This is a genomic window from Paenibacillus zeirhizosphaerae, from assembly GCF_030705605.1.
In the GTDB taxonomy this organism is placed as follows: domain Bacteria; phylum Bacillota; class Bacilli; order Paenibacillales; family Paenibacillaceae; genus Paenibacillus; species Paenibacillus zeirhizosphaerae.
Window position 1 is genome coordinate 166021 of sequence record NZ_JAPCKK010000018.1, and the last position, 24016, is coordinate 190036.

The window sequence follows — 24016 nt, forward strand, 5'->3', positions numbered from 1 at the left end:
TCGTATTTGTTCTCAAAGATTGTAGTCAGCTCATCAGCATTTGTAAATACTTATTTTCTTGGGCGGAACCTGCCCTGATAAAGCACAGCATCGACCAATTCATGATCCTTGACAGATGAAACACCTCTCCCCAAATGATACGCCCCTCATCAAAGCTGTAATCCAGCAGCAGTTTATTCAGTTTATCCAAATCCATGGGGAACAACCGCCTTTACCAGCCTAATCTCTAATCTCTAACCTCACATCACTCTACCTTGAAACGGGAGGCGGATTCGGCTAATGCGCTTGTCAGGTGATCAATGCTTTCAACCATAACCGCCAGTTGGTCAACCATGGAGGACTGCTCCTGAACGGTTGCCGTCACTTCTTCAGCCGACGCGGATACTTCTTCTCCGGCAGCAGACAGGCTGTGAGCGGATTCCATCAGCTCGCCCTTGCTATGGTTCATGGTTGTAATTTCCTGAGCCATCGTCTGAATCCGGCCCGCAATATCCGTTACATCTTCCATAATATGCTTGAACGCATCCTTGGTTTTCCCTACAAATTCATCCTGCAAACCGGCAATATTCTGAATTTCACCTACACTCTGATTGCTCTTCTCCACCTGAACAAGGGTTTGCCGAATAATGCCCTCGATCTCTCCGGCCTGCCGTGAGGATTGTTCCGCAAGCTTGCGGATTTCGTCGGCAACTACCGCAAAGCCGCGCCCATGCTCTCCCGCCCGGGCAGCTTCAATCGAAGCATTCAGGGAAAGCAAATTTGTCTGGGTAGCGATTTCATTAATAGCTCCCGTAATCCTGCCAATCTGGGCGGAGCTCTCGGCAAGCAGAGACGTAATCGCGGAAATGTTGCTTACTTCCTGTTCATTTCTAAGGTTAACCTCGATAAGAGATTCAATAATTTCGTGATTGGCATGGAACACATTCATGATGGAAGCCGCTCTTTCCCTGATTGCTTCCGAGCTGTGGCTGATGGAGGCCATTTTGTCGCCAAGCTCCGTAAATTTGCCCACCATATGCTCCGTATTTTGAGACTGGGATTCCATAGCCTTGGATATTTCCGCTGTAGCAATCGACGTTTCTTTTATAGATACCGCCGTTTGCTTGGAGGTCTCCTCCAGTTGTTTCGTGTTGCTGTTTAACACTTCAATCGAACCATTCATATGCCCGATCAACTGCCGGTTATTTTCTGCCATTAGGTTAAAGCTGTCTGCAAGATCACGGAATTCGCTTTTAAAGCTTCCTTCCGCCCGAATGGTCAGATCTCCTTCAGCCTGCCTTTTGAACAGCTCTTTAAGACGAACAATAGGCTGCGTAATGGAGCGGGAAAGAAAAATTCCTACAATAATAGCAACTACAACAGCGGCTGCCGTGACAAAAGCAATATTCTGCAAAAGCTTCACAAGCGGACGGATGATGTCACTATAGTGATCTTCGACAAAAACCGTCCAATCGGCGCCGGGAACCTTGGAATAACGAATGTATTTTTCGCGGTTTTCAACGTCACCTGTCTGAAGCTCCTCGGACGGCTGCAAGCTCAGGGCGCTGTTATATTCCGCAGCCTCCAGAACCGTTCCGACAAGAGATTCATCCTTGGAGTCATACACAACGGTGGCCCCACGGCTAGTAACAAAAATCCGGCCTTCATTGTTAATTTGAATGCCCTGAAGCATGTCCACAAACATCGATGTATCGATCGTACTGATCAATACACCCAAGACATTGCCGTCATCACCTTTGATGGGCTGCGCAAACACGACTCCCAATTTCCCGGTCGTTTTGGATATAAGCGCATCGCTTATGACAGGTTCCCCTTTAAGCGCAGCATGGAAATAATCTCGGTCGGAACGGTCTCCTTGTATCGCATCGGGACTGTTGGCGGCCACAACCGTGCCTTTCGTATCAGCCACGATCATCACCTGAATGCCCAAGCTTCCCTCAAGATTATCAAGCAACAGGCTGTTGGCTTCTGTAATAAGCTCGTTGTCAGAGGAGAAAAACTCTGCATCCGGGGCGCCCTCATTGCGAGCCATCAGCAGATCCTTCAGTACCTTACTATTTGAAGCGATAAAATTGGACTGCTGCTCCAGCTTCACGATAGAGTAAATATTTTCACCGATCCTGTCCGTGTTGGCCTGCACCTCGTCCATACTTTTTTCCAGCAGCATCTTCGCTCCGAACAGGTACATCACCAGACTTGAACCCGCCAGCGCAATCACCAGCAAAATACTGATGAACAGCGGCAGCTTAACTCTAAGTGAAAGACGGGATAGAGCAAAACGTGTTCTAACCTTGTTTTGTGTTTTCATAGGATGATCCCCTTTTATTCGATTCCAATACGGCAGTTTTTATGTAGCCATGACATATATATCGGAAGATCTGCCGAAAAAATTTATTGATAAATGCTTACAAAAAAGAGCAGTGGAGCGCCCTCGCGCAGTCCACTGCTCTTTCTGAATCCAATCTCACTCCGGATTCTTATTATTTTCTGTGCCCGATTTAGGCCTTTGCTTCCTGAAGGGGCAGCTCGCCAGAGCCGGAAATCTTGGCCTTGCCATTTTTATTTTGGTATTTAGCCCAATAAGCCGTCAGGATCGGCACCAAGATAGAGGTAACGATGACGCAAGCCGCAACCAAAGCGGTGGCGGATTGTGCCGCAGGCAGAAATTCAGGCTTCATATTGGCTACAATGACTGGATTGGCCACCGCCGCCCCTGCCGTGCTGGAAGCCGCAAGACCGGCTGTCCCGTTGCCGCCTCCGATAAATTTATCAGCCAGTATGAGTGGAATACCCGTAATGATGATCACCGCAACGCCCAGAAGAATACCCAGCAGCCCTGTCTGGAGAATAACGCCCAGATTGATCGTGCTGCCAAGCGCAAAACCGAAGAACGGAATCAGAGTATGCGTGGCTTTGCCGAAAAACTCGCGAAACTCAAGATCCAGGTTGCCGAGCAAGAAACCGACCAGGAATGGCAGAACAGCACCTACGAAGGCTTGCGGTTCAAATACCGCGAGTCCTGTACTGCCCAATATGAGCATGGTCACCAGCGGACCGGATTCCAGCGACATCAGTACAAATGCGCCCGCCTCCTCCTTGGAGCCGTACTGCTGCATGATGGAAGCATACAAACCGCCGTTGGTCATATCCATCGCGGAAACCAGCGCCAGAATGGACAGTCCTGCGAAAAATCCGGTCTGAATTCCTCCCTCCGGCAGGAAGCTGGAAGCAATCATTGCAACCACCCAGGCCACCGCGATTTTGGTCAATACCAGTGTCCCCGATTTTCTGAGCACCGTGCCTGTGGCGCGGACATCAATGGATGCCCCCATGCAGAAAAACCATACGGCTAGAATCGGCACCGTGCCTGTCATCAACCCATTCGTGAACGAGCCGAAATATTCTCCGGCACCAGCCCAGAATGTATGAACAAGGGCGCCGATGAATAAAGGAACCAGCATCATTCCGCCTGGAATTTTCTCAATGCTTTTTTTGATTTTCATAATGACCATACCTTTCTTTATTAGCCCTCATTTTCGGCTCAAGCCCAGCTCAGGTATCAACTGCGCGAACAAATCATGACTTTCTTTCAGTTGACGGCCGAAACCTTCGCCGTCTTTCACCAGCAATCCCAATCCGTGTTCCTTCATTTGTTCCTTGAACTCTGAGTCTTCGGCTGCTTTCATGAAAGCTTCCGTCAAGATGTCCGTAACCTCATCGGACGTGCCTCTCGGCACAGCAAGCCCCCTCCAGGTTCCTGCGAAATTAATGTCAAGCCCAGTTGCCTCTTTTAGGGTTGGAATACCTGTAAGCGCTTCCGATGGAACGCTGTCATTAATAGCCAGCGTACGCAGCTTACTCTGCTGCACGTAGGTTTTCACTTCTGCCGGACTTACAGGCACCGCATCCACAAACCCGCTCAGAAGCGCCGATACCGCCGGCCCCGCTCCTTCATACGGAATATGTGTGAACGCAAGACCGCTTTCTTTTTCCAACGTCGCCGCAGCCAGATGCCATATGCTTCCTGTTCCCGCATTGCCCAGCTTGACCTCACCGGGATGGACCTTGACATAATCCAAGAATTCAGCCGCGGTCTTCCACGGCGCGTCCGCTCGAACGGTGATGGCCGAAGGATCATGATTGATCTGTGCAATCGGCTTGAATTGTTCATAGGTGATCGGAAGCAATCCGAGATGGGGCAGGATCGCCAGCTCCGTTACCATGCAGGTGACGGTGTATCCGTCCGCTCTGGCATCTGCTCCTTCCATCAATCCGATGGCGCCTCCTCCTCCTGTCCGATTCACAACGACAACCGGCTGACCCAATTGCTTTTCAGCCGCTTTGGCAAGCGCTCTCGCCATAATGTCCGTTCCTCCGCCGACAGCATACGGGACGACCAGTGTGATCGGTCTGTTGGGAAAAGCAGCCGTACTACGTTGTTCCGCATTCAAAGTCCAACCGTTCCCTGGACGGGTTAAGAACCATACCGCCGCAAGTATCGCAGCGGCTACCGCAAGTGCCGCCCAGCTTCGCCATCTTGTACTTTTCACGTCTGTTATCCCTCTTTTCTAATGTATACGGCCGTCGTCCGGCTTGACCCTCTTCTAATCTCTCTCAAGTCTTCCGGTATCCGTCCTTACTTCACCCCCCGCAGGTTATTCTGAGTGTGACAGCGAACTGCAACGATTGAGAAGCATTTCACAATCTCAGTGTAACCCGCGATGAAAGACCGATCTATCGTTCAATCTTCTTAAATATCTTCAAAAACGCCGGAGTGGCGCGGTTTTGGCAGATCTGCATACCCATTGGAAGATTTGCTGCTCTCCCGGAATTTGCCTGGGGTGACCGCTTTGATTTTACGAAACACACGAATAAAGCTGTTTTCGTTCTGATAGCCGACCATGCATGCGATGCTCGCAATTTTGTGGTCGCTTTCCCGCAGCAGTTCACAGGCCTTGTCGATACGCAAATGGGTCAGATAGTCATATACGGTCGTTCCTGTTTCTTCTTTGAACATGCTGCTCACGGATGAAACGCTCATGCCGACATGTGCGGCGATATCCTGCAGTCCGATATTGTTCTGCAAATTTTCTTCCATATACAGAATCATGTCCTGCACACGCTTGTATTCCCTTGAATGACTGTGAACCTGGAACTGCTCCGCAATCTTGGCGATTACCTGACACAGCATATGCTCCATTTCCGCAAGATCCATCGTCTTGACCTGATTCCAGTTGTAGTTACTAATCTCTTCAGGAGGATCGATGTTACAGGAAGCCGCTATGTCCAGGATTCCCTCCAAAATATGATCCGCTGCCTTGTACACCTGTTCTGGCTCTACTCCATGCTCACGGATCAGGGAAGCCCATTTCACAACCGAAGCTTCGTTCGCTCTGCCATCCATAGCCTGCAGACCGTTAAGGATCTCGGTTGACCAGGCCTCTTCCATACTGGCGTTCATATCTTGGTCCCAGACTGCATACTCGCGGACGCGTCCATAACCTTCGTACAAACGGTAAGCCAGAACTTTGCGCGCATCGGCACACGACCGTTCGAGGCCGGAAATATCCTGCACCTCCGAGCCAATGCCCACGGAAACGGACATATTAAGGTGCCTGCTTACGATTCCAATCAATTTCTCGGCGTCCAACCGCAGCGTCCCCGTTCCTATCGATCCGTGCTTGGACTGCAACAGTACGACAAAACTGTCCTTCTTCGCTGTAACACATACCGATCTCCACACCGGATCAAGAACCTCTTCCATAATATTTTGCAGGGCGTATTTCAACAACATCCGGTCTTCCTCCATAAAAGACGCCGCCCACTGCCAGTACCGATCAATGGACACCACCATCACGTTCAAAGGCTCTGTGCTCCAATCATGGAAGTAGTGGCTCCATTTGGTGTGGACCTCCCTCATTCCGATGCAGCGGTTCAGAATGTCCTGGATGTACTTGCTCCTCAGCTCGGGCAGGCTTCTTTCCGCCACGAACGTCTTGCTCTGGAATTCCCCCACCCATTTGCCGATCACAGGCTCCAGATCATACAAATTGCCCTGCGGACTTCCGTTATAAGCTGGATTTAGCAAATGATGAATTCTGCGCAAGGGCCGGAATGCCGCATAATTATAGTAGTAAATGGCCGAACAGCCCACGATGATCGAGATCAGGGACAAGAACAGCATCATATTTCTGGCCAGCTTGACATTCTTAAGCAAATGGTCCATCGGCACCAGTGAAACCAGCCTCCAGCCTGTCACGTCCGAGAATGTCTGGTTAGCCATATATTCCTGACCCTGTACCTTCACATAACTGAACGGGCTCACAGCAAGCTCATCAATAACCGCGGCCATATCAGACGGCTGCACACCGGCGTTCAGCTTGGGGTAGATCAGTTCCCCGTCCAGATTATACACATACTGCTGGCTGGACAGGTGCGTATACATTTGCGAGAAAAACTGGTCGTAATCCAGGTTGACGATGACCGCCCCTGCCGCCTTTCCGTCCACCATCACCGGCCTGACAATACTCAGCAGTTCGGTGCGGCTGTCCCCCGATCCATCTTCAAGCCATCTCCGTTTGATCAGCAGCGGACGGCTCTCAATACCTTGAACCCACGCGCTCCAGGAGGCAGCAGGCGCTTCCTCCCCTTTCGCTGTATAGCCAAAGTCACTGGATACTACAGATTTACGGGCAAGGTCAGCTATGGCAATGGAATGCAGCTTTTTGTCCGCAGAAGCGCTCGCCAGCAGCCGCTGAACGTCGGCAGCCGCAGTTGGCTGCCTGTAGGCTTCAGTATTCAAATAGGTCAGGATTTCCTCGCGATAGGACAAATCCACCGCCTTCTCATCCGCTTCCCGGAAAGCGCGGTTCGTAACGTCCATATTGATTTGCAGCAGCTCTACGTTAGGCGCATTCAGTTCAGTGTCCAATCCTTCCCGGTAGCGGGCGTACGAGCCTAGGCCAATCAATGTAATCAGCAGGGAAACGCATAGGGTAAGAAGCAAAATTAATTGGGTCTGTTTGTTCTTCAGCATATATTTAAACTTGAAACGGATCATACGTCCTTCATCCTTCCATGCTGGCAATCTAGCAAGCTGGCCGCTCTCAAGCAGCCTGTATTTTCAAGATAGATGAATTCGCTTTCTTTTGCAATAAATTGGATATCTTAATCTATTGTAGCTAATTTTTCAGGGAATTGCAGTGTCCTTTTTAACACTTTGGCAGGAAAATAAAAAAACGGCAGTCGCACTGCCGATCAATGTGTGGAAAAGAACATATTATTTTTTATCGATCACCAACAGCTGCACCGGCTTTAGCGATAAAGCAGGACGAACCGTGTCCTCCGAAATCACCTTCAGCTTGATCAGGCTTGTAATTTTCGACGCATCCGCTTTGGAGAGCATGCGCCAAACATCCGGGTCCGGCAGCGCCTCGTAGAGTTTATCGTCATCATACTCTTTACGATTCTGCTGTACGATCTTTAATGTATAGCCGCCTGTCTCGAGCTCGCTGATCCCCTGCTCCCTGCAGTATGCGGTAATTTCCCCGCGCAGGGCCGCCAGCTCCTCCTCCGTCTCCTTCTGCTGCCGTTTCAACACATAATACCGCTCCAATTTCGCCTCCATCTTGTCCCCTCCTCGCTATGTATGTATGCTGTCTGGCCGCTTTTTAGGATATAAACTACGAAATGTGCAAGATTGCGGGTGATTGACCGGCCTTGCAATGTCTTTTATACTTCTGCTATCTGGGAAATAAGGGAGGATAAACAATTGGATGAGAGCAACCTTTCCAGTATCGAAGATCTGGATACCCTCGTGAACATGTTGAAAATGGCCTTTTCATTCGAAAATTGGGACAAGATCATAGAGCTATCCGAGGACTTGCTCTCCCTTGTTCATCTGATCCGAGAGAAAGCCATAAGAGCGAACGGCAAAAGGCCTCTAGTCTATTACTATGGCTATGGTCATCTGATGAAGGGCCTTGCTTTGAAAAAACTGCGGCAGTACGATCAGGCGCGGGCCTGCATTGCGGAATATGGGGGGCTGGACTGGTTCGGCGGCCTGGATGAACGCGGCCGTGAAGAAGTCGAATATTATCGTTTCATCGCGATAGCGAACCTGTTTGAAATCAACATGCTTTCCGGACATACGGAGGTGCTTGGGGATTATGTGCGTTTCCTGCAAGAAAATCCCTTTGAGGTACTTCCTGGCCTGCTCACGATATTGGAGGCCGCCAATAAGCATGGCCTGAACGCCGACGACATCCTGGAGCGGTTCTCCGGACAGATCCGTGAATTCGGAAATGCGCAAGAAGTTGTCAATCTGGCCTACTATCATTCCTTCCTGCTAGAGCTAGCCAGATACAAGATTCGTCAAAATAAACCAGCGGATGCCGCAGATGACATTCTGATCGTTTTGGCATCGGCCGTTAAAATGAGTAATCATAATGACTTCAGAAAATGTGCCGCAATGTTCGAAATTATTCGGGATTCGACATCTCTGGCGCAAAAGGAACGTTACCGGAGCATTATGCAAAATATTGTAGAAAAGGAGCTTGTGCAATGAAAAAAATGATGCTAGCCGCACTACTTTCCCTAGGTTTGGTTGCTTTGGTCGTCCCGGCTTCACCGGGTCTCGTTACCGCTTTGCACGGAGCAGAACACTAAAATTATAAATTCTAATAATCTAACTAAAAGCTGTCGCCCGGATTGAGGGAGACAGCTTTTGCTTTTTCCGACATAGTATATGAACATTTACAAGGATTGTCCGGATATCTGCTGTATGACGGGATGTCATTCGCCTATGTTACAATACTAGCAACACCATCATGCAAAGGCGGTAGATTCATTGATTTATCTCATCAAATTTGTGTACAGCTTCGTCCTGCCTCCCGGGCTGTTCGTATTGCTGCTGCTGGCGCTCGCGGTATGGCTGTGGCGATGGAAACGGGAACGGGCGGCGGCGGGAATACTGCTCGCGATTACATTGCTCCTCTACTGCTCCTCTACCAATTTGATCGGAGACACGCTAATGGCAGGGCTGGAAAATAATTATCCGCAGCCTGCCAGCGTGCAGGGGGATGTCATCGTTGTTCTGGGTGGAGGTGCCGCAGCGGGGACGCCGGACGTTGACGGGTCGGGCAACATGTTCGGCTCGGCGGCCAACCGGCTCATTACCGCCGTACGACTTCATGAACAGGCAGGGCTGCCTATATTGTTCTCGGGAGGCCAGGTATTTGCGGACAGCGGCAATGAGGGCAACATCGCCCGCCGCCAGCTTCTGGGAATGGGCGTCCCGGACAGCAGCATTCTCATAGAGAACCGTTCACTCAATACGGAGCAGAATGCGCAGTATACGGCGGCTCTTTTGCAGGAAAAAGGGTTGTCCCGGCCTGTGCTCGTGACCTCCGGTTTCCATATGAACCGGGCGGTTCTGCAATTTGAGAAGGCTGGCATTAGGGTTCAGCCGTATCCGACCGACTATTTGGTCAGCCGTCCGATCAAGATGTATGCCGGCAGATTATCTCCCTCGGCGGGAGCCTTGTCCAACACGGGACTTGCCTTGAAGGAATATTTAGGAATATTGGCCGCCAAGCTGGATTAGCGTTAGATACGGGAGCCATATAGATGAAAAAACCTCGGTTCAATGTACAAGGACAGACGTCCACGGCACAGAGAACGAGGTTTCTTTTAGTCAACCGAGCAATTCCGTCGCTTTCGGCACCGCCGACAGTCCGATTTTTTGCTCAAAGCCTTGCTGCAGCAGTTGGGTAATGACGCCCGGAATTCCAGAGCAGACCTTGATGCCATTGATCATCGTAACCGGCATAACTTCCTTCGTTGTGCTTGTAACGAATACCTCATCGGCTTCCATCAGCTCTTCAAGAGTAAAACCTGTCGTCCGGTAAGGAATGCCGCTCTGCTTCGCAAGCCGCTCTACCACCTGTTTCGTAATTCCGTCCAAAATCAAAGGACCATTCGGATGTGTAAGGATTACGCCCTTCTTGACGATCATCACATTGGATGCGGTGCATTCTGTCACCCGCCCGTCACGAATCAGGATGGCCTCCTGTGCCCCCGCATCCTCAGCCTCCTGCCGCGCCAGTGTATTCGCCAGCAGATTCAACGATTTGATATGGCATTTGTTCCATCGCTCATCATCCAATGTAATCGCGGTTATGCCTTGCTTCAACTGTTCGACAGGACGCGCAACCTCCTCACAGTAGCCGAGCATCACCGGCTCAGCCGATGCGGGAAAGAGATGCGACCGCTTGGCTGCGCCCCGCGTAATCTGCAGGTACAGAATTCCGTCCTTCTCTCCGAACGTGTCTGCCAGGGAATTCAGCATGCCGGACAGCTCTGACTCGCTCCATGGCAGTGTAATTCTAATTTCGCGCAGACTTTTGAAGAGCCTGCTAAGATGAGCCTGCTCTTCAAACAGCCTGCCGTTATAAATTCGGAATACTTCATAAATGCCGTCACCGAAATAGTAGCCGCGGTCCAGGTAAGAGACCTGAATTTCATTTTCCTGCACGAGCCTACCGTTCCATAAAAACATGATCTCCACTCCTGTCATAGTGAATTTGTTGGCATTTGCCACGTACACTTTGCGGTTCCTCTCAGCAAGCAATTCATACTTTGTGCATAGTTGTGTAAATTCTGTATTTCTACTATTAAATTATTTTTTACACGTCACCGTCAACTGTTAATTTCCGTGAAAGAAAAAAACTGAGCGGTTCGGAAAGCAAGCAACGGTCTGCTTATCGACGGAACCAGATAAAGTGCTAGGTTGGCAAGTTCATACATTTCATCGCCAGAAGCCGTATCCAATATCCCCTTGAGTCCAGGATGAGATATTTCGAAGGATTATACCCCGAGATTCTCCCAGTTTGCTAGATTGCTCCCTTCGTCATATAATCAGCTTTAGGCAACTTTCATTAGTATTATCGAATTTGCTTCGGCTTGACTGCTATCATTCTTGCATTACAATCAGAAAAATCGTAATAGAGCCTAACGGCATTGTACATGCCCCACATTCTTCCTTGATTGTGTAAAAACATTTGACCCGCGTTATCCATATGGTTATATTTGTAATATAATAGCAATATTTATCAGGGGTGGTTTATTTGAATGATACAACCACGATTCTCTCCAAAATGGAGGATTATATAAAACAGCATTGCCTGAACATCACTCAGTTTGGCAAATTGGCAGGTTTAAATCCTGGCACGATGAGTGCTATTTTGAACGGCAACCGGGTGATGGCCGTCAATCAATTGGACCGGATCACTGCAGCGCTGGCATTACCTGAAGGTTATTTCTATGAACAATATATCCAGGAACATTTAAATGAAGCATCCCCAAACTGGCGCAGAATCAGACCTTTTTTGTACCGTTGTGCCGAAATGAATAAGCTCGAGTGCATCCGGCAGATACTGCAGCTCTTAATGGACAACCTGCTCTATTCCGCTCTGCTTTTTGAAACGGCGGAGGTGTTTTTTCAAGAGGCTAAAAAGGAAGCGGCCATCATTTTATTTGAAAGCGTGGCCGCAGGCGAGAGAAGCCAGTATTCGGAAAGGCTTGCCTTCTGCCAATATCGTCTCTTTAACCTCAAATTGGGAGACGACCAAACACAAAATTTACTGATTGCTCACCAATTTGAACCTTATGTAAATCGTCTTGACGAGATAGATCAATTGGATGCGCTTAAAGATTTGGCAAATACATACCGCTCCTTGCGGCAGTGGGACAAGGTTAACGAGCTGGCGCAGGAAATGGGCCACAAGGCACAGATTCAATACAATCTGGAACAGCGCCCAACTCGAAAAAAAAGCGAGGAAATCAAAAAAACATCGAGACCATTATTTGTCTATATTGCTTACTCTAATTTGTTAAGAGCCGCTGTATGTGATGCGAGAAAAGATTTTGAGCAAGCGCTGCAATTTACCTCAGCCTATGCAGATTTAAGCTGGGTCAGAGAAACGGATGACGAAACTCTCCATTGGAAGAGTCTTTTTCAGCATTGGGCACAAGCCAATACTTATGTTAATAGATTAATGATGGGCGATATAAGCATACTTTCTGAATATGTGGAATATATTGAAGGCAAGAAGGAGATATTTTCAGAGCTCCTGAATATTGTGGAGGCGGCCAACCTCTACCATATCGATGTGGATCATATCCTTAATCAGTTTAAGGATGCTGTACTGTCCGATGAACAGCAAGCATCGGCTGATATTTACACCAAGCAGGTCATCCCGGAACAATCCACACGCTTCTGGTATGAGCTTGCCAAGTATTACTTAAATCAAGGCTCCTATTCGGACGGTTTTAATTATTTGCTGAAATCTATGGAGAAGTCTGCCGAGATTAATAATAAAACCGTTATTATCAACTGCGTAGGATTGTTTGAGCGCTTTAAAGACTTCGCGGTTGACGAAATCCAGCTCCAATATAAAAATTATATAAAAAAGGTGTGGGTAAAAAATGACAAAGGTGATTTCCCTGTTATTAATCGCTAGCCTTGCGCTTTTCCCGATCGTTCTGGCTCCAGGTGGATTCAGTCAAAAGGGCGAGCAAATTGGGGGAGCGTAAATACTTACTGTAATTTTATATTCACCTCATGTTCAAGAGACGGTTGGCAGAAATGCTTTGTATTCTGCCAAATCGTCTCTTTTTGTTATAAACAAGTAAAAGGCCGATTGCTCGAAGCAATCGACTCTTCAGCGAGAAACTTTTGCCGGGTCACTCGCAATTTTATTTTAACCGCTAACACCTTTTTTTGCCCTCGCCTCTTTTTTGCAACCCAAATTTCCACTCATACCGGAGAATTATCCCCCGATATGAGACATTTCTACTTTGGTTGAGCTGCTGTTCTGGCCTGTCTCGCGCTCCAGGGAATATCTGTCATGCCGGTTTGCCCAGATGGACGAAATGGAACCCTCCATCTCCTCATCGCTGTTCCCGGATCGCAGCAGGTGACGAAGCGGATGCCCTTCCGATGCGAACAGGCAAGTATACAGCGTGCCGTCCGCAGACAGACGAGCACGGGTACAGGACGAACAAAAGGCCTGCGTAACCGACGAAATGAACCCCACCTCGCCCCCCCCATCCAGAAAACGATATCTTGTCGCGACTTCACCGATATAGTTCGGTTCAACCGGCTCAAGGGGCCAGCGCTCGCCGATTTGCTGCAGCAGCTCCTTCGTGCTGACCACATGCTCCCTGTTCCAACCGTTGCTGTTCCCGACATCCATATATTCAACCATCCGCAGAATATGACCCTTATTCCGGAAATATTCAACCATGGGCAGCACAGCGCTGTCATTCACGCCCTTCTGCACCACCATGTTGACCTTCACGGACAGACCTGCTGCCGCGGCGGCATCTATACCTTCAAGCACGGGCAGCACCCGTCCTCTTCCCCCGTTCATGTACATAAATGTATCATCATCCAGCGCGTCTAGGCTCACCGTGATGCGATGCAGCCCAGCCTCCTTCAGCTTGTCTGCGTTTCTGGCCAAAAGGCTGCCGTTAGTCGTAAGCGAAATATCCTCCACATCCAGCGAGGCAAGCCTTGTAATAATCTCCGGTAAATCCTTACGCAGCAAGGGCTCCCCCCCGGTGATACGCAGCTTGCGCACCCCAAGGGAGACGAATATACGGGCCAGCCTGCTGATTTCTTCCGCTGTTAACATATGATCCTTGGGCAGGAATGCATAATCCTGGTCAAATATTTCCGCGGGCATGCAATAACGGCAACGAAAGTTGCAGCGGTCTGTGACCGAAATACGCAAATCGCGTAAATGCCTGCTGTGCTGATCGTATACAGTCATAGATATCCCCTTTTCTGCCGCTGCTTAAGCATCTCAGCTATTTAGTGTGTAATACTTCTAGCGTACCACAAGTTGCCCCGCCATGTCCCGGCAATATTGACAAAAAGACGGCTGCTCCCGGTAATGAAGTCATTCCCGATTATAGGGAATTAAGGTGGAGTTATAATCCATTTTCGGTGTTGTAAAATAGTAATAATTACGATAATATATTAATCGTAATTATTACATATTTAGGAGGAGCCCTATTTTGAGCACTGCACATCAATATAAACCTTTACTAGCCTTAATCGTCCTATTAGCCTGCGTCAGCCTGTTAGGTGCATGCGGACAAGCCGGGTCGAACAATGAAAAAGCCTCAGCAGACAAGCATATCAGCTTTCTTTACAATTTCTCCACCCATTCTCTGGACCCGCACGTGGATTCCAGCTACATTCCGTTAAGAGCCGGCATCACAGAAACGCTGGTGCGGCTGGATGAGGACAAGCTGACTATAGCGCCATGGCTGGCCGAAAGCTGGAAAAGCCAGGACGGTCAGCATTGGACGATCAAGCTGCGCGAGGATGTGACCTTCCAGAACGGCAGACCTATGACTGGCGATACTGTCAAAGCCTCTTTGGAACGAGCACTGGAGGAGAGCGTCGCCATCCGGAATGCGTTAAAAATTGAATCGGTCCAGGCCGATGGATATGTGCTGAATATAACGACAACACAGCCTTTTCCCGAATTCGTGTCAGAGCTTGTCAATCCAAATGTCTCCATCATCGATGTGACCGAGCCGGATATTGTCAATCATCCGATCGGTACAGGCCCTTTCAAGCTGGAGACCTTCACTCCTGGAAGCAAGCTGGAGCTGGAGCGCTACGATACATATTGGGGCGGGGCTTCGCCGCTGGATTCTGTAACCTTCGTTTTTAATGAAGATGCCAATGCCCGCTCTCTTGCCCTTAAGTCCGGACAAGTCGATATTGTGTACCGCCCAGAGGTGGAAAGCCTGGAATCGCTTGATCAGTCTGAAAGCATCAAAGTGGAATCCACGGCTACTTTCCGTGTGCATCAGCTTACCATGAACATGGAGCGCGAAAGCATGAAGGATGTGAATGTACGCCGCGCCATGGACGCGCTGATTAACCGCCAGGAAATTGTGGATACCATTTTGCTCGGGTATGGAGAGCCTGCCATCGGTCCGTTCCTGCCTTCTCTGCCGTTTGCTCCAAGCTATGAAGACGGCAAAATAGAGAACGGACCGGAAGCAGCACTGCAGTATCTGAAACAAGTGGGCTACACACTTCAAAACGGCATCATGCAGAAGAACGGTAAACCCTTGCAATTGACGCTATTGACATACTCGTCCAGGGCAGACCTGCCGCTCATTGCTCAGGTATTCCAGTCGGATGCCAAACGGATTGGGATCGATGTTCAGATTCAACAGATTGATACACCCGAGGAATATATGGCATCCAACCGGGACTGGGATCTGGCCACCTACAGCAATCTGACGGCTCCCCGCGGAGATGCCGGTTATTATTTGAATGCAACCTATCATCCGACAGGAGCCCTGAACTTCAGCGGAGCCTATGAAGAAGAGCTGACAGCGATTATTGACGAGCTTAACCTTACCGTCGAGCCCGAAGAACGCGCGCTGCTGGCTGAAAAAGCGGCAAATTATGTGCACAATAATGTGATTAATTCATTCGTCCTGCATCCCTCAACTATCGTTGCCTACAATGAGAATAAGGTTGCCAACTGGGTGACAACCAGAAGTGAATATTACATGATTACCAACAAGCTGGATGTGAAAGAATGATTCGAATTCTGGTGCGCAAATTTTCAGAAGTGTTCCTGTTTATGCTCTTGATCACATTTATCAGCTTTCTGTTTATTCGTCTTGCTCCCGGTGATCCCGCACTAACGATTCTGAATGTGGACGAACTGTCTATAAGCCAAGAGCAGGTGGAGGCCCTGCGGGAAGAGATGGGCTTCAACAAGCCGCTCTTCGTCCAGTATGGCCTCTGGCTGCTTCATTTCGTGCAGCTCGATTTCGGGCAATCCTATGTCACCGGCCAGCCGGTAATGGAGATGCTCCTAACGGGGCTGCCCGCCACACTGGAATTGACCACAGGCGCGCTGCTCGTCATGCTGCTCGTATCGCTTCCGCTCGGATCGTTAGCTGCACTGTATCGCAACAGCTGGATAGACCAGATTAGCAGACTGGTATCCATTATCGGTGCGGCCATCCCAAGCTTCTGGCTGGGTCTAATCTTCATCGACCTGTTGGGAGTGCGTTTCGGTTGGTTGCCGACGATGGGGAGAGAAGGCTTCCCGTCCCTGATTCTTCCTTCCCTGACACTCGGACTTGCCATCTCAGGGGTATACGTGCGGCTGCTTCGCTCCAGTCTGCTCGACTCACTGAGCCAGGAATTCATTCGGGCGGCAAGAGCACGGGGGCTGTCCGAACAGCGTATCTTCGTGATGCATGCCTTCCGGCACAGCCTTCCGCCCGTTATTACCGTGTTCGGCGTCAGTCTCGGCAGCTTGATCGGCGGTGTGGTGGTAGTTGAGGTATTGTTCGCTTACCCGGGAATAGGAAAGCTTGTGGTAGACGCGATCAGGCAGCGGGATTACCCGCTGATTCAGGGTTACATCCTCATTATGGCAGCCATTGTGTTTGTAGTGAACACGGCCGTTGACCTGTCTTACCGTTATGTGAACCCGGAAATGAAGCTGAAAGAAAGAGAGGCACGGTCATGAAAGCTCTGTCTCTGCGTATTATGGGAATAAAAAAATTAAACTGGCAAGCCGTTATTGCACTGCTGTTCGTACTAGTCGTTGCAGCGCTATCCCTCTATGCTTTTGCGTATTTGCGGCATGACCCGACCATGACCGATCTGAGTAAGCGTCTGCTCGAACCCAGCCTGCAGCATCCGCTCGGAACCGATCATCTGGGGCGTGACGTATTAACCCGGCTACTGCTGGGAGGCCGGCAGACGATCGGCTACAGCCTGCTGGCTCTGGCAGCAGCGCTGCTGCTCGGAGTTCCGTTCGGTCTGATTTCCGGTTACTGGCGCGGCTGGACCGACCGGATCTTCATGCGTGTTGCCGATGGGTTTCTCGCATTTCCGGACACCATCGTCGCGATTGTTCTCAGCGGCCTGCTTGGTGCGGGAATCGGCAATCTGGTGCTCGCCATCGTCATCGTGAAATGGGTGAGCTATGCGCGGCTTGTTCGCAGTACGGTCCTTGCCGAATCACAGAAGGATTACGTGCTCATCGCCCGCATGAACGGCTTATCCTCCGCTGGCATCATGCGCAAGCATCTTTTTCCCCATATCATAGGCAATGTGCTCGTGCTGGCAAGTCTGGATCTCGGCAAAATCATTCTGCTGATCTCCGCCTTCTCCTACATCGGGCTCGGGGTACAGCCACCGGCGGCTGAATGGGGTGCGATGCTTAACGACTCACGGCCATATTTTCAGTCCAAGCCCGAATTAATGATCTACCCGGGCCTGGCGATTGTCGTCGTGGTCCTGCTGGCCAATATGCTGGGGGATGATTTGCGTGACCGTTTTGATGTGAAAAAGGAGGTGCGATCATGATTTTATCCATTAAACAATTATCTGTCCGCAGCCGTGAGAGAACACTTATTCATGACGTATCGCTTTCCGTTCAGAAGGGAGAGTGGTTCGCTCTGGTCGGTCAAAGCGGGAGCGGGAAAAGCCTGCTCTCGCAGGCTATCGGACAAATGCTGCCTCCAAATTTGCAGGCGGACGGCCAAATTCTCTTCCAGAGACAGGATCTGCTGAAACTGCCATCATCACAGGCACGATCCATACGAGGCCGCAGGCTGTCTTACACCTTTCAGGATTACCAAGGCTCCTTTACTCCGTTTCGGACCCTTGGCCAACATTTTGACGAATACCAGAAGGCACACGGTGAAGCTTCAACCGGAGTACGCAAGAAACAGACCATAGAAGCACTCCAATCGGTCGGATTGGAGGAGCACCTCCTCTCCCGCTATCCGTTTCAGTTGAGTGGAGGACAGCTTCAGCGTGCATCTATTGCCATCGCGCTCCTGCTGTCGCCGGATCTGCTTATTGCGGATGAAGTCACGACAGCGCTGGACAGTGTGTCCGGTCATCGGATTCTCCAACTGCTTGCCGATAAACAACGCCAGACCGGTTGCGCCATCCTATTCATTACCCACGACTGGCGGCATGTCAGACGTTATGCCCAGCGTATCGCTGTGATGAAAGAAGGAGAAATTGTGGAATCTGGAAGCAGGCACCACATCTTGGACCAGCCGCAGCATGATTACACCCGGCAGCTCATCCAGGCTGCACCTGTATTACCTGTGCCGAAGAACACCTTGTCTGCTGGTCTGATGGAGGTGGAGCAATGATGAGCCTCTTAGTCGTGGACCGTCTGACCAAATCTTATCGGGAGGGAAAGACGGCGGTGAACGCCCTCTCTTTCCATCTTAATCAAGGGGAATGCCTCGGGCTGGTCGGGGAAAGCGGGTGTGGCAAGAGCACCTTAGCCCGTTGTCTGCTGCGTATCGAAGCCATCGACAGCGGTTCCATTATACTGAACGGACAGCCGATAGAGCACCTTAACGAGCGTAAGCTGAAGCCTTACCGGAGACATATGCAGATGGTGTTCCAAAATCCGTCGGCTGCACTTAACGCGAAGCTGAAAATCAAGGATTCCCTGATAGATCCTTATGAACAGTTCCACCATCAGCTAAAGCTGAAGCATTTCGTGTTCACCTCCAAGGCTGCTTATATCAAGCAATTGCTCGAAGCCGTTGAACTGCCGGAAGCACTCGCAGATCGTTACCCTCATGAGTTGAGCGGCGGACAGCGCCAGCGGGTAACCATTGCCAGAGCCATCAGTATTGAACCGAAAATCCTTGTGCTTGATGAGCCTACGGCAAGCCTGGATGTTATTTCACAGGGAGCGGTGCTCAAGTTATTAACATCACTGCGGACCCATTTGAATCTGTCCTATTTATTTATTTCTCATGACCTTGCCGCTGTACACCAAATGAGCCAGCGTATCCTTGTTATGAAGGAAGGCTGGCTCGTGGATCAGTTCAACCGGGACCATTTATTTCATGAAAATCGTCATCCATATACGCAAGAGTTGATTTCGATTTTTTAATAGCACATAGGAGGAGGCGGATAGTGCCTGATAGGTCGGCTCTCTATTTATAGACGCGCCCCTCCTATTCGGTCGTTGGTCCAAACTCCGTAATGTTCATCTTCATATCGTAGGTAATGTGTCTTTATGTTACTTTCTGAAACAAGGCCACCCACAATATCGTTCTCACCAAAACAAGTGACTCCAAAGAATCCTCCCGGTGTCAATCATTGCTCTCAAAATATTGAATCAGATTTTCATCAGGGACGTTGGCGAAAAAGGGAATGGATTTATTGCGGTCAGAATGAATATAAACTGAATTTCTAATAAAAAAATCAGATTCCCATTAGATGTTCTCTGCTCTTTTATGAAGCTTGTCTTCATTCCAGCCGCCCCTAAACGGCTCCGCCTCACGCTCTATAATGTTCATCGCTTCTTCAGATCGTCGTCCTTTGTAAAATGTGATGATATCCTCCAAATCCTCGCGATCCAGCAGGATAACCCCATTAGCTGCGGCCAAAGTCGCGCAGGAATCTGTATACCTGCCAGATGTGATCACGATAGACTTGTGCGCACGGTAATAATTCATGGAGGCATAGATCTCCTGGACCGCCCCCAGGCCTACCGGACTCTGCATCCCGTAACGCTTGGCTTGCACCACATTCCGCAGTCCGCTGCGGTCGGTGAACACAAGATCGGCTCCGAAGTCACGACTGCCCGTCGTCTTATACACCTCTTCATAACCCAGGGCGGTTAACAAACGGTGCAGATAGGTTTCAAATTCGGAACCGTCTTCCATCCGGTCAATGTCCTTCAGTGTAATTTTGCGAGGATTGAGCTCCCGCAGCACACGCGCTCCCCGGCGGCGAACCCACCCTGCAGCCAGCGCAACGAGAATGAGCAATCCAATGATCCATACGGTTATAGAGCCTAAGGATGTATGTAAGATATCCATATTCTGTTACCTCTCTGTCCTTCCAATACAAGATGCTTTTAAAAATAGGTTACACGCCCATGATTTTTCTCCTGCCGATCCCGCGACTTGATCAGGATGTAGTGCTGAACCCCGGCAGCTCCTTCAATGGCAAGATTTCCATGCTTATCGGCCTTCTCAAGCTCTCCCCTGCGGAAAGCAGCCTCTGCCTCCAGCGCATGAATCAGTACCTGCTGCTTCAACTGCTCCTTCTGGGCTTCGAAGTCATCCCAGTCTCTTTTATAGATTGCAATGAGCGCTTTGGAATAATAACGGATATTTGAATGCTTGATCTGATCGGCTATACGCTCCGCCTCGACCATATCCCTGCTCTCCAGGGCCAGTTGAACCTTGGTCATAAGTTGCATTTGCTTACCTTTTACCTCTTTCTGTTCCTGGGCTGCAGTTTCCAGATCACCGTTGACCATGTAATATATCATTCTGAAATACGGATTTCCGGCCTGCTTCAGCCGTCTTTCGATCTTGGCATGATTCTTCATATGCTTAACAACATAAACGGTGTAAGCAAGGTTAATAAGCTGGATCACGACCGCTCCATAGAACACCCATACTAAGGGTTTTAAGGAGACTCTTTCATTGACCTGTCCCGGGTCTCCACCCATAAATCCCGCAACAACTCCGATCACGATTGCAATTCCGATAAGCCAGGGCCATTTAATCAACTGCAAACGAATTCCTCCTATCACTATAACTTTGTATAGTTGCTTTCATTAATTATATTTTTTTATTGTAACTAAAGCACGGACCCATTACCATAAATAAGAAGGACGATAGCCGATTTGCAACGCGATTTCATGCACCCTCAGATCGGTTTCTCTTAACAGTACGTACTTGAAAATAATGAAATACAACATTCCCGGCAGTGTAAGCAAATATAAATACCTGTCCCTCCTGAGACCCGCCAAAGCAAGGCCAAAGCGCGAAATTCTCCCAATAGCATTAGGTGTCCCCGCTTGGGCATTGCCGGAGGCCTTATCCGCTCGGACTTCCATTATCGCTCCTCCTTATCGTTTGTTGAATTAAGTCAGGCACCTAATTGGATACGCTTTCAATCCATACGGTTAACATACATTCGCCTTGAATTTCCGGCAATAACTCATTCTTGTACGGCGATTTCCGGGCATTGATTTTTCTTGCAGTGAGCAGAAATAAACCCCGCCTGATCAGGCGGGGCACATCGCAGCAACTATATTTATTCCCTGTTCAGCAGCTCCTCACCGGCGATTCCCGGCTGGGTCATCTGATATGGATCAAGAATAACATCGAGCTCTTCTTCGGTCAGCACGTTATAGAGCAGGCACAGCTCACGGACGGATTTGCCTGTGGTGATGGCTTCGCGCGCAATGCGGGACACCACCTCATAACCAAGGTGCGGGTTCAGCGCTGTGATGATACCGACACTGTTCTCCACGTATTCCCGGCACCGGTCCACGTTCGCCTGAATGCCTTCGATGCAGTGCATCCGGAACACCGTGAAGCCCTGATTCATAATCTCCAGCGACTGCAGCAGATTGTATACGAGCACCGGTTCCATGACGTTAAGCTCCAGTTGTCCAGCCTCGGAAGCAAGACAGATCGTATTATCGTTACCGATGACCTGGAATGCAATCTGGTTAATAACCTCGGGAATAACCGGATTCACCTTGCCGGGCATAATGGATGAGCCGGGTTGACGTGCAGGCAGCAGCAGCTCGCCAAAGCCGGCGCGTGGGCCGGAGGCCATCAGACGGATATCGTTCGCCACCTTGGACATATTCATCATGCAGATTTTGAGCGCGGCGGACACTTCCGTATAGGCATCCGTATTTTGAGTCGCATCCACCAAATGCTCATCGGCGTGCAGAGGGAAACCACTGATTTCCGCCAGCACCTCAGCCACGCGCTTGATATAACGGCGGTCCGCGTTCAATCCGGTTCCCACCGCCGTTGCGCCCATATTAATGCTCAGCAAATGCTCACGGGTCGCTCCGACCCGCTTGATGTCGCGGCCCAGCACGCGCGCGTAAGCTTCGAACTCCTGGCCGAGCCGGATAGGTACCGCGTCCTGCAGATGGGTACGGCCCATTTTAATGACACCCGCAAACTCCTCCGCTTTGCGTTCGAACGCCTTACGCAGCTCGCTCATGGTACCGAGCAGCTTGTTCAACATCGACAATGTCGCGATATGAACCGCCGTCGGGAAAGAATCATTCGTCGATTGTGCCATATTGACATGGTTGTTCGGGCTGATTTCCTTATAGTCGCCTTTGGATAACCCCATCAGCTCAAGCGCCCGGTTCGCAATCACTTCATTTGTATTCATATTAATAGACGTGCCCGCTCCACCCTGGATCGGATCCACGATGAAATGGTCATGCCATTGACCGTTAATCACTTCATCCGCCGCTTGAATCATCGCTTCTCCCTTCGGCCGATGCAGACGGGTTAGCTCCATATTCACTGTTGCGGCCGCTTTTTTCACGATGGCCATCGCCTTGATCAGCTCCGGGTGCAGACGCTGCCCCGTGATCGGGAAATTCTCCGCGGCTCTCATCGTCTGTACGCCGTAATAAGCGTCATCCGGCACTTCCTTTGTGCCTAAAAAATCATGTTCCAGCCTCATCCTTCATTCCTCCGCTGTGCGTACTCGTATCGTAATTCCCCGGAACAACTTTCCTTTTCGGGTCCTCACTCATTATACGGTTCCCGCGCAGCAGATTTCCAGTCGAAGTGTCTTGAGTTATTACACTTTGTTCTGTTCGCATCATTTATGAAATTCAGGCCGCAGGAATTCTGTGGTACACTAATCACAATCAGCACCTCAAATAAGAACCGATAGGATGAGCACATGATGGAACATTTGATGAACTCGCATGTAAAAGACATTCAGATCAGCGGCATCCGCAAAATTGCCAACAAAGCTGCGGGCATACCGGGCGTCGTTTCCCTGACCATCGGACAGCCGGATTTTCCAACTCCCCCTCATATTATGGAGGCCGCCCACCGGGCCATTGATGAAGGACGCACCATCTATACCCCAAATGCGGGATTACCGGAGCTCCGTGATGCTGCCGCCCAGTATATAGCAAGCAAATACGGACTTTATTACCGGGGAAATGATGAGGTGATTGTAACCAATGGGGCCAGCCAGGCGCTTGATATCACTTTGCGCACCATTCTTTCTCCTGGCGACGAGGTCATTCTGTCCGGCCCGATTTATCCAGGATATGAGCCTTTGATCCGCCTTACGGGAGGTATTCCCGTATTGGTCGATACCCGCCCTTCCGGCTTCAGATTGACTGCGGAGCTGCTGGAGCCTCATTTGACAGCTAAAACTAAAGCGGTGATTCTCGGCTATCCTTCCAATCCGACAGGCCGCGTCATGACGGCGGCGGAGCTGCAGCAGATCGCGGACCTGCTGCAGGAGCGCGAAATATTTGTCATATCGGACGAAATATACAGCGAGCTTGTTTACGATGTTCCGCACGCGTCCATCGCTTCCATGAAAGGAATGCGCGAGCGGACCATTGTGATCAACGGGCTGTCCAAGTCTCATTCCATGACCGGCTGGCGGGTCGGCTTCACCCTAGCTCCTGTTGAAATTACGCAGCACATGGTCAAGGTCCATCAATACAACGTGACCTGCGCCAGCTCGGTCAGCCAGTACGCAGCCCTGGAAGCATTAACAGCCGGCGTCGATGATGCGCTGCCCATGCGCGAGGAATACCGCAAGCGCCGGGACTACGTTCACAGCCGTCTGACGGCGATGGGCATGCCTTTGGATAAACCGGAGGGTGCCTTTTATCTGTTCCCGTCCATTGAGAAGTTTGGCTTGAAATCCATGGAATTCTCGCTGCGCCTGCTTGAAGAATACGCCACCGCCGTTGTGCCCGGGGACGCATTTTCCGTGTATGGCGAAGGTTATATCCGCATCTCCTATGCCTGTTCGCAGGCTGTATTGGAACAGGGCTTGGACAGGCTGGAGTCCTTTGTTCATAAATTGTCATAAAACGCGGACCTGAAAGCAGCAGCTCATTATCGTATGAACGAAGAAGCCTCCACACCACTGCTA

21 protein-coding genes are annotated in these 24016 nt (G+C 50.0%); 9 read left to right on the forward strand and 12 right to left on the reverse strand.

Going from position 1 to position 24016, the window contains the following annotated elements; all coding sequences use genetic code 11:
• Nucleotides 1-25: 25 nt before the first annotated feature.
• The 6 genes from OIN60_RS15920 to OIN60_RS15945 form a co-directional block, all read right to left on the reverse strand.
• Nucleotides 26-196, reverse strand: a complete 171-nt coding sequence (locus OIN60_RS15920; protein WP_305755863.1) for a hypothetical protein — start codon at nt 194-196, stop codon at nt 26-28.
• A gap of 48 nt (nt 197-244) precedes the next feature.
• Entirely contained in the window at nt 245-2308 is a 2064-nt protein-coding gene (locus tag OIN60_RS15925; protein WP_305755864.1) for a methyl-accepting chemotaxis protein, read from the reverse strand.
• 190 nt (nt 2309-2498) lie between these two features.
• Nucleotides 2499-3503 carry a 2-keto-3-deoxygluconate transporter gene (gene kdgT, locus OIN60_RS15930; protein ID WP_305755865.1) on the reverse strand — a complete coding sequence of 335 codons (1005 nt, stop codon included), beginning with the start codon at nt 3501-3503 and terminating at the stop codon, nt 2499-2501.
• 27 nt (nt 3504-3530) lie between these two features.
• Nucleotides 3531-4499 carry a tripartite tricarboxylate transporter substrate binding protein gene (locus OIN60_RS15935; protein ID WP_370872516.1) on the reverse strand — a complete coding sequence of 323 codons (969 nt, stop codon included), beginning with the start codon at nt 4497-4499 and terminating at the stop codon, nt 3531-3533.
• A 251-nt stretch (nt 4500-4750) separates the two neighbouring features.
• On the reverse strand, nt 4751-7060 hold the full coding sequence (locus OIN60_RS15940; protein ID WP_305755867.1) for a helix-turn-helix domain-containing protein: 2310 nt from the start codon (nt 7058-7060) through the stop codon (nt 4751-4753).
• A 219-nt stretch (nt 7061-7279) separates the two neighbouring features.
• Complete coding sequence (locus OIN60_RS15945) at nt 7280-7627, reverse strand: hypothetical protein (RefSeq protein WP_305755868.1); 348 nt, start codon at nt 7625-7627, stop codon at nt 7280-7282.
• Between the two features lie 144 nt (nt 7628-7771).
• On the opposite strand from OIN60_RS15945, the gene OIN60_RS15950 reads away from it, so the two are divergent.
• Both OIN60_RS15950 and OIN60_RS15955 read left to right on the forward strand, forming a co-directional pair.
• Nucleotides 7772-8566 carry a DNA-binding protein gene (locus OIN60_RS15950; protein WP_305755869.1) on the forward strand — a complete coding sequence of 265 codons (795 nt, stop codon included), beginning with the start codon at nt 7772-7774 and terminating at the stop codon, nt 8564-8566.
• A gap of 282 nt (nt 8567-8848) precedes the next feature.
• Nucleotides 8849-9604: a YdcF family protein gene (locus OIN60_RS15955; RefSeq protein WP_305755870.1), complete on the forward strand. Its 756-nt coding sequence runs from the start codon at nt 8849-8851 to the stop codon at nt 9602-9604.
• Nucleotides 9605-9694: 90 nt separating this feature from the next.
• On the opposite strand, the gene dat is transcribed toward OIN60_RS15955, so the two are convergent.
• Nucleotides 9695-10558, reverse strand: a complete 864-nt coding sequence (gene dat / locus OIN60_RS15960) for a D-amino-acid transaminase (protein WP_370872511.1) — start codon at nt 10556-10558, stop codon at nt 9695-9697.
• 598 nt (nt 10559-11156) lie between these two features.
• Between dat and OIN60_RS15965 the strand changes: the two genes are divergently transcribed.
• Nucleotides 11157-12521, forward strand: coding sequence for a transcriptional regulator (locus OIN60_RS15965; protein WP_370872512.1), 1365 nt, complete (start codon nt 11157-11159; stop codon nt 12519-12521).
• Nucleotides 12522-12830: 309 nt separating this feature from the next.
• Here OIN60_RS15965 and moaA read toward each other — a convergent pair whose 3' ends face one another.
• Nucleotides 12831-13835, reverse strand: a complete 1005-nt coding sequence (moaA, locus tag OIN60_RS15970; RefSeq protein WP_305755872.1) for a GTP 3',8-cyclase MoaA — start codon at nt 13833-13835, stop codon at nt 12831-12833.
• A gap of 247 nt (nt 13836-14082) precedes the next feature.
• Between moaA and nikA the strand changes: the two genes are divergently transcribed.
• Genes nikA through OIN60_RS15995 form a run of 5 tightly spaced genes read left to right on the forward strand, consistent with a single transcriptional unit; the run spans nt 14083 to nt 18992 of the window.
• Nucleotides 14083-15639 (forward strand): nickel ABC transporter substrate-binding protein, encoded by a 1557-nt coding sequence (gene nikA, locus OIN60_RS15975; protein ID WP_305755873.1) that lies wholly within the window; start codon nt 14083-14085, stop codon nt 15637-15639.
• Nucleotides 15636-16583, forward strand: coding sequence for a nickel ABC transporter permease (gene nikB, locus OIN60_RS15980; RefSeq protein ID WP_305755874.1), 948 nt, complete (start codon nt 15636-15638; stop codon nt 16581-16583). Before nikA ends, nikB begins: the two co-directional genes overlap by 4 nt.
• Entirely contained in the window at nt 16580-17428 is an 849-nt protein-coding gene (gene nikC / locus OIN60_RS15985; protein WP_305755875.1) for a nickel transporter permease, read from the forward strand. Before nikB ends, nikC begins: the two co-directional genes overlap by 4 nt.
• Nucleotides 17425-18231: an ABC transporter ATP-binding protein gene (locus OIN60_RS15990; RefSeq protein WP_305755876.1), complete on the forward strand. Its 807-nt coding sequence runs from the start codon at nt 17425-17427 to the stop codon at nt 18229-18231. Before nikC ends, OIN60_RS15990 begins: the two co-directional genes overlap by 4 nt.
• Nucleotides 18231-18992, forward strand: a complete 762-nt coding sequence (locus tag OIN60_RS15995; protein WP_305755917.1) for an ABC transporter ATP-binding protein — start codon at nt 18231-18233, stop codon at nt 18990-18992. Before OIN60_RS15990 ends, OIN60_RS15995 begins: the two co-directional genes overlap by 1 nt.
• A 325-nt stretch (nt 18993-19317) precedes the next feature.
• On the opposite strand, the gene OIN60_RS16000 is transcribed toward OIN60_RS15995, so the two are convergent.
• From OIN60_RS16000 to aspA, 4 genes are all read right to left on the reverse strand, one after another.
• Nucleotides 19318-19926, reverse strand: coding sequence for a restriction endonuclease (locus tag OIN60_RS16000; protein ID WP_305755877.1), 609 nt, complete (start codon nt 19924-19926; stop codon nt 19318-19320).
• A 38-nt stretch (nt 19927-19964) separates the two neighbouring features.
• Nucleotides 19965-20633 (reverse strand): hypothetical protein, encoded by a 669-nt coding sequence (locus OIN60_RS16005; RefSeq protein WP_305755878.1) that lies wholly within the window; start codon nt 20631-20633, stop codon nt 19965-19967.
• Between the two features lie 81 nt (nt 20634-20714).
• Nucleotides 20715-20957, reverse strand: a complete 243-nt coding sequence (locus OIN60_RS16010; protein WP_305755879.1) for a hypothetical protein — start codon at nt 20955-20957, stop codon at nt 20715-20717.
• A 200-nt stretch (nt 20958-21157) separates the two neighbouring features.
• On the reverse strand, nt 21158-22567 hold the full coding sequence (gene aspA / locus OIN60_RS16015; RefSeq protein WP_305755880.1) for an aspartate ammonia-lyase: 1410 nt from the start codon (nt 22565-22567) through the stop codon (nt 21158-21160).
• Between the two features lie 228 nt (nt 22568-22795).
• Between aspA and OIN60_RS16020 the strand changes: the two genes are divergently transcribed.
• Nucleotides 22796-23953 carry an aminotransferase A gene (locus tag OIN60_RS16020; protein WP_305755918.1) on the forward strand — a complete coding sequence of 386 codons (1158 nt, stop codon included), beginning with the start codon at nt 22796-22798 and terminating at the stop codon, nt 23951-23953.
• The last annotated feature ends 63 nt before the right edge of the window (nt 23954-24016 follow it).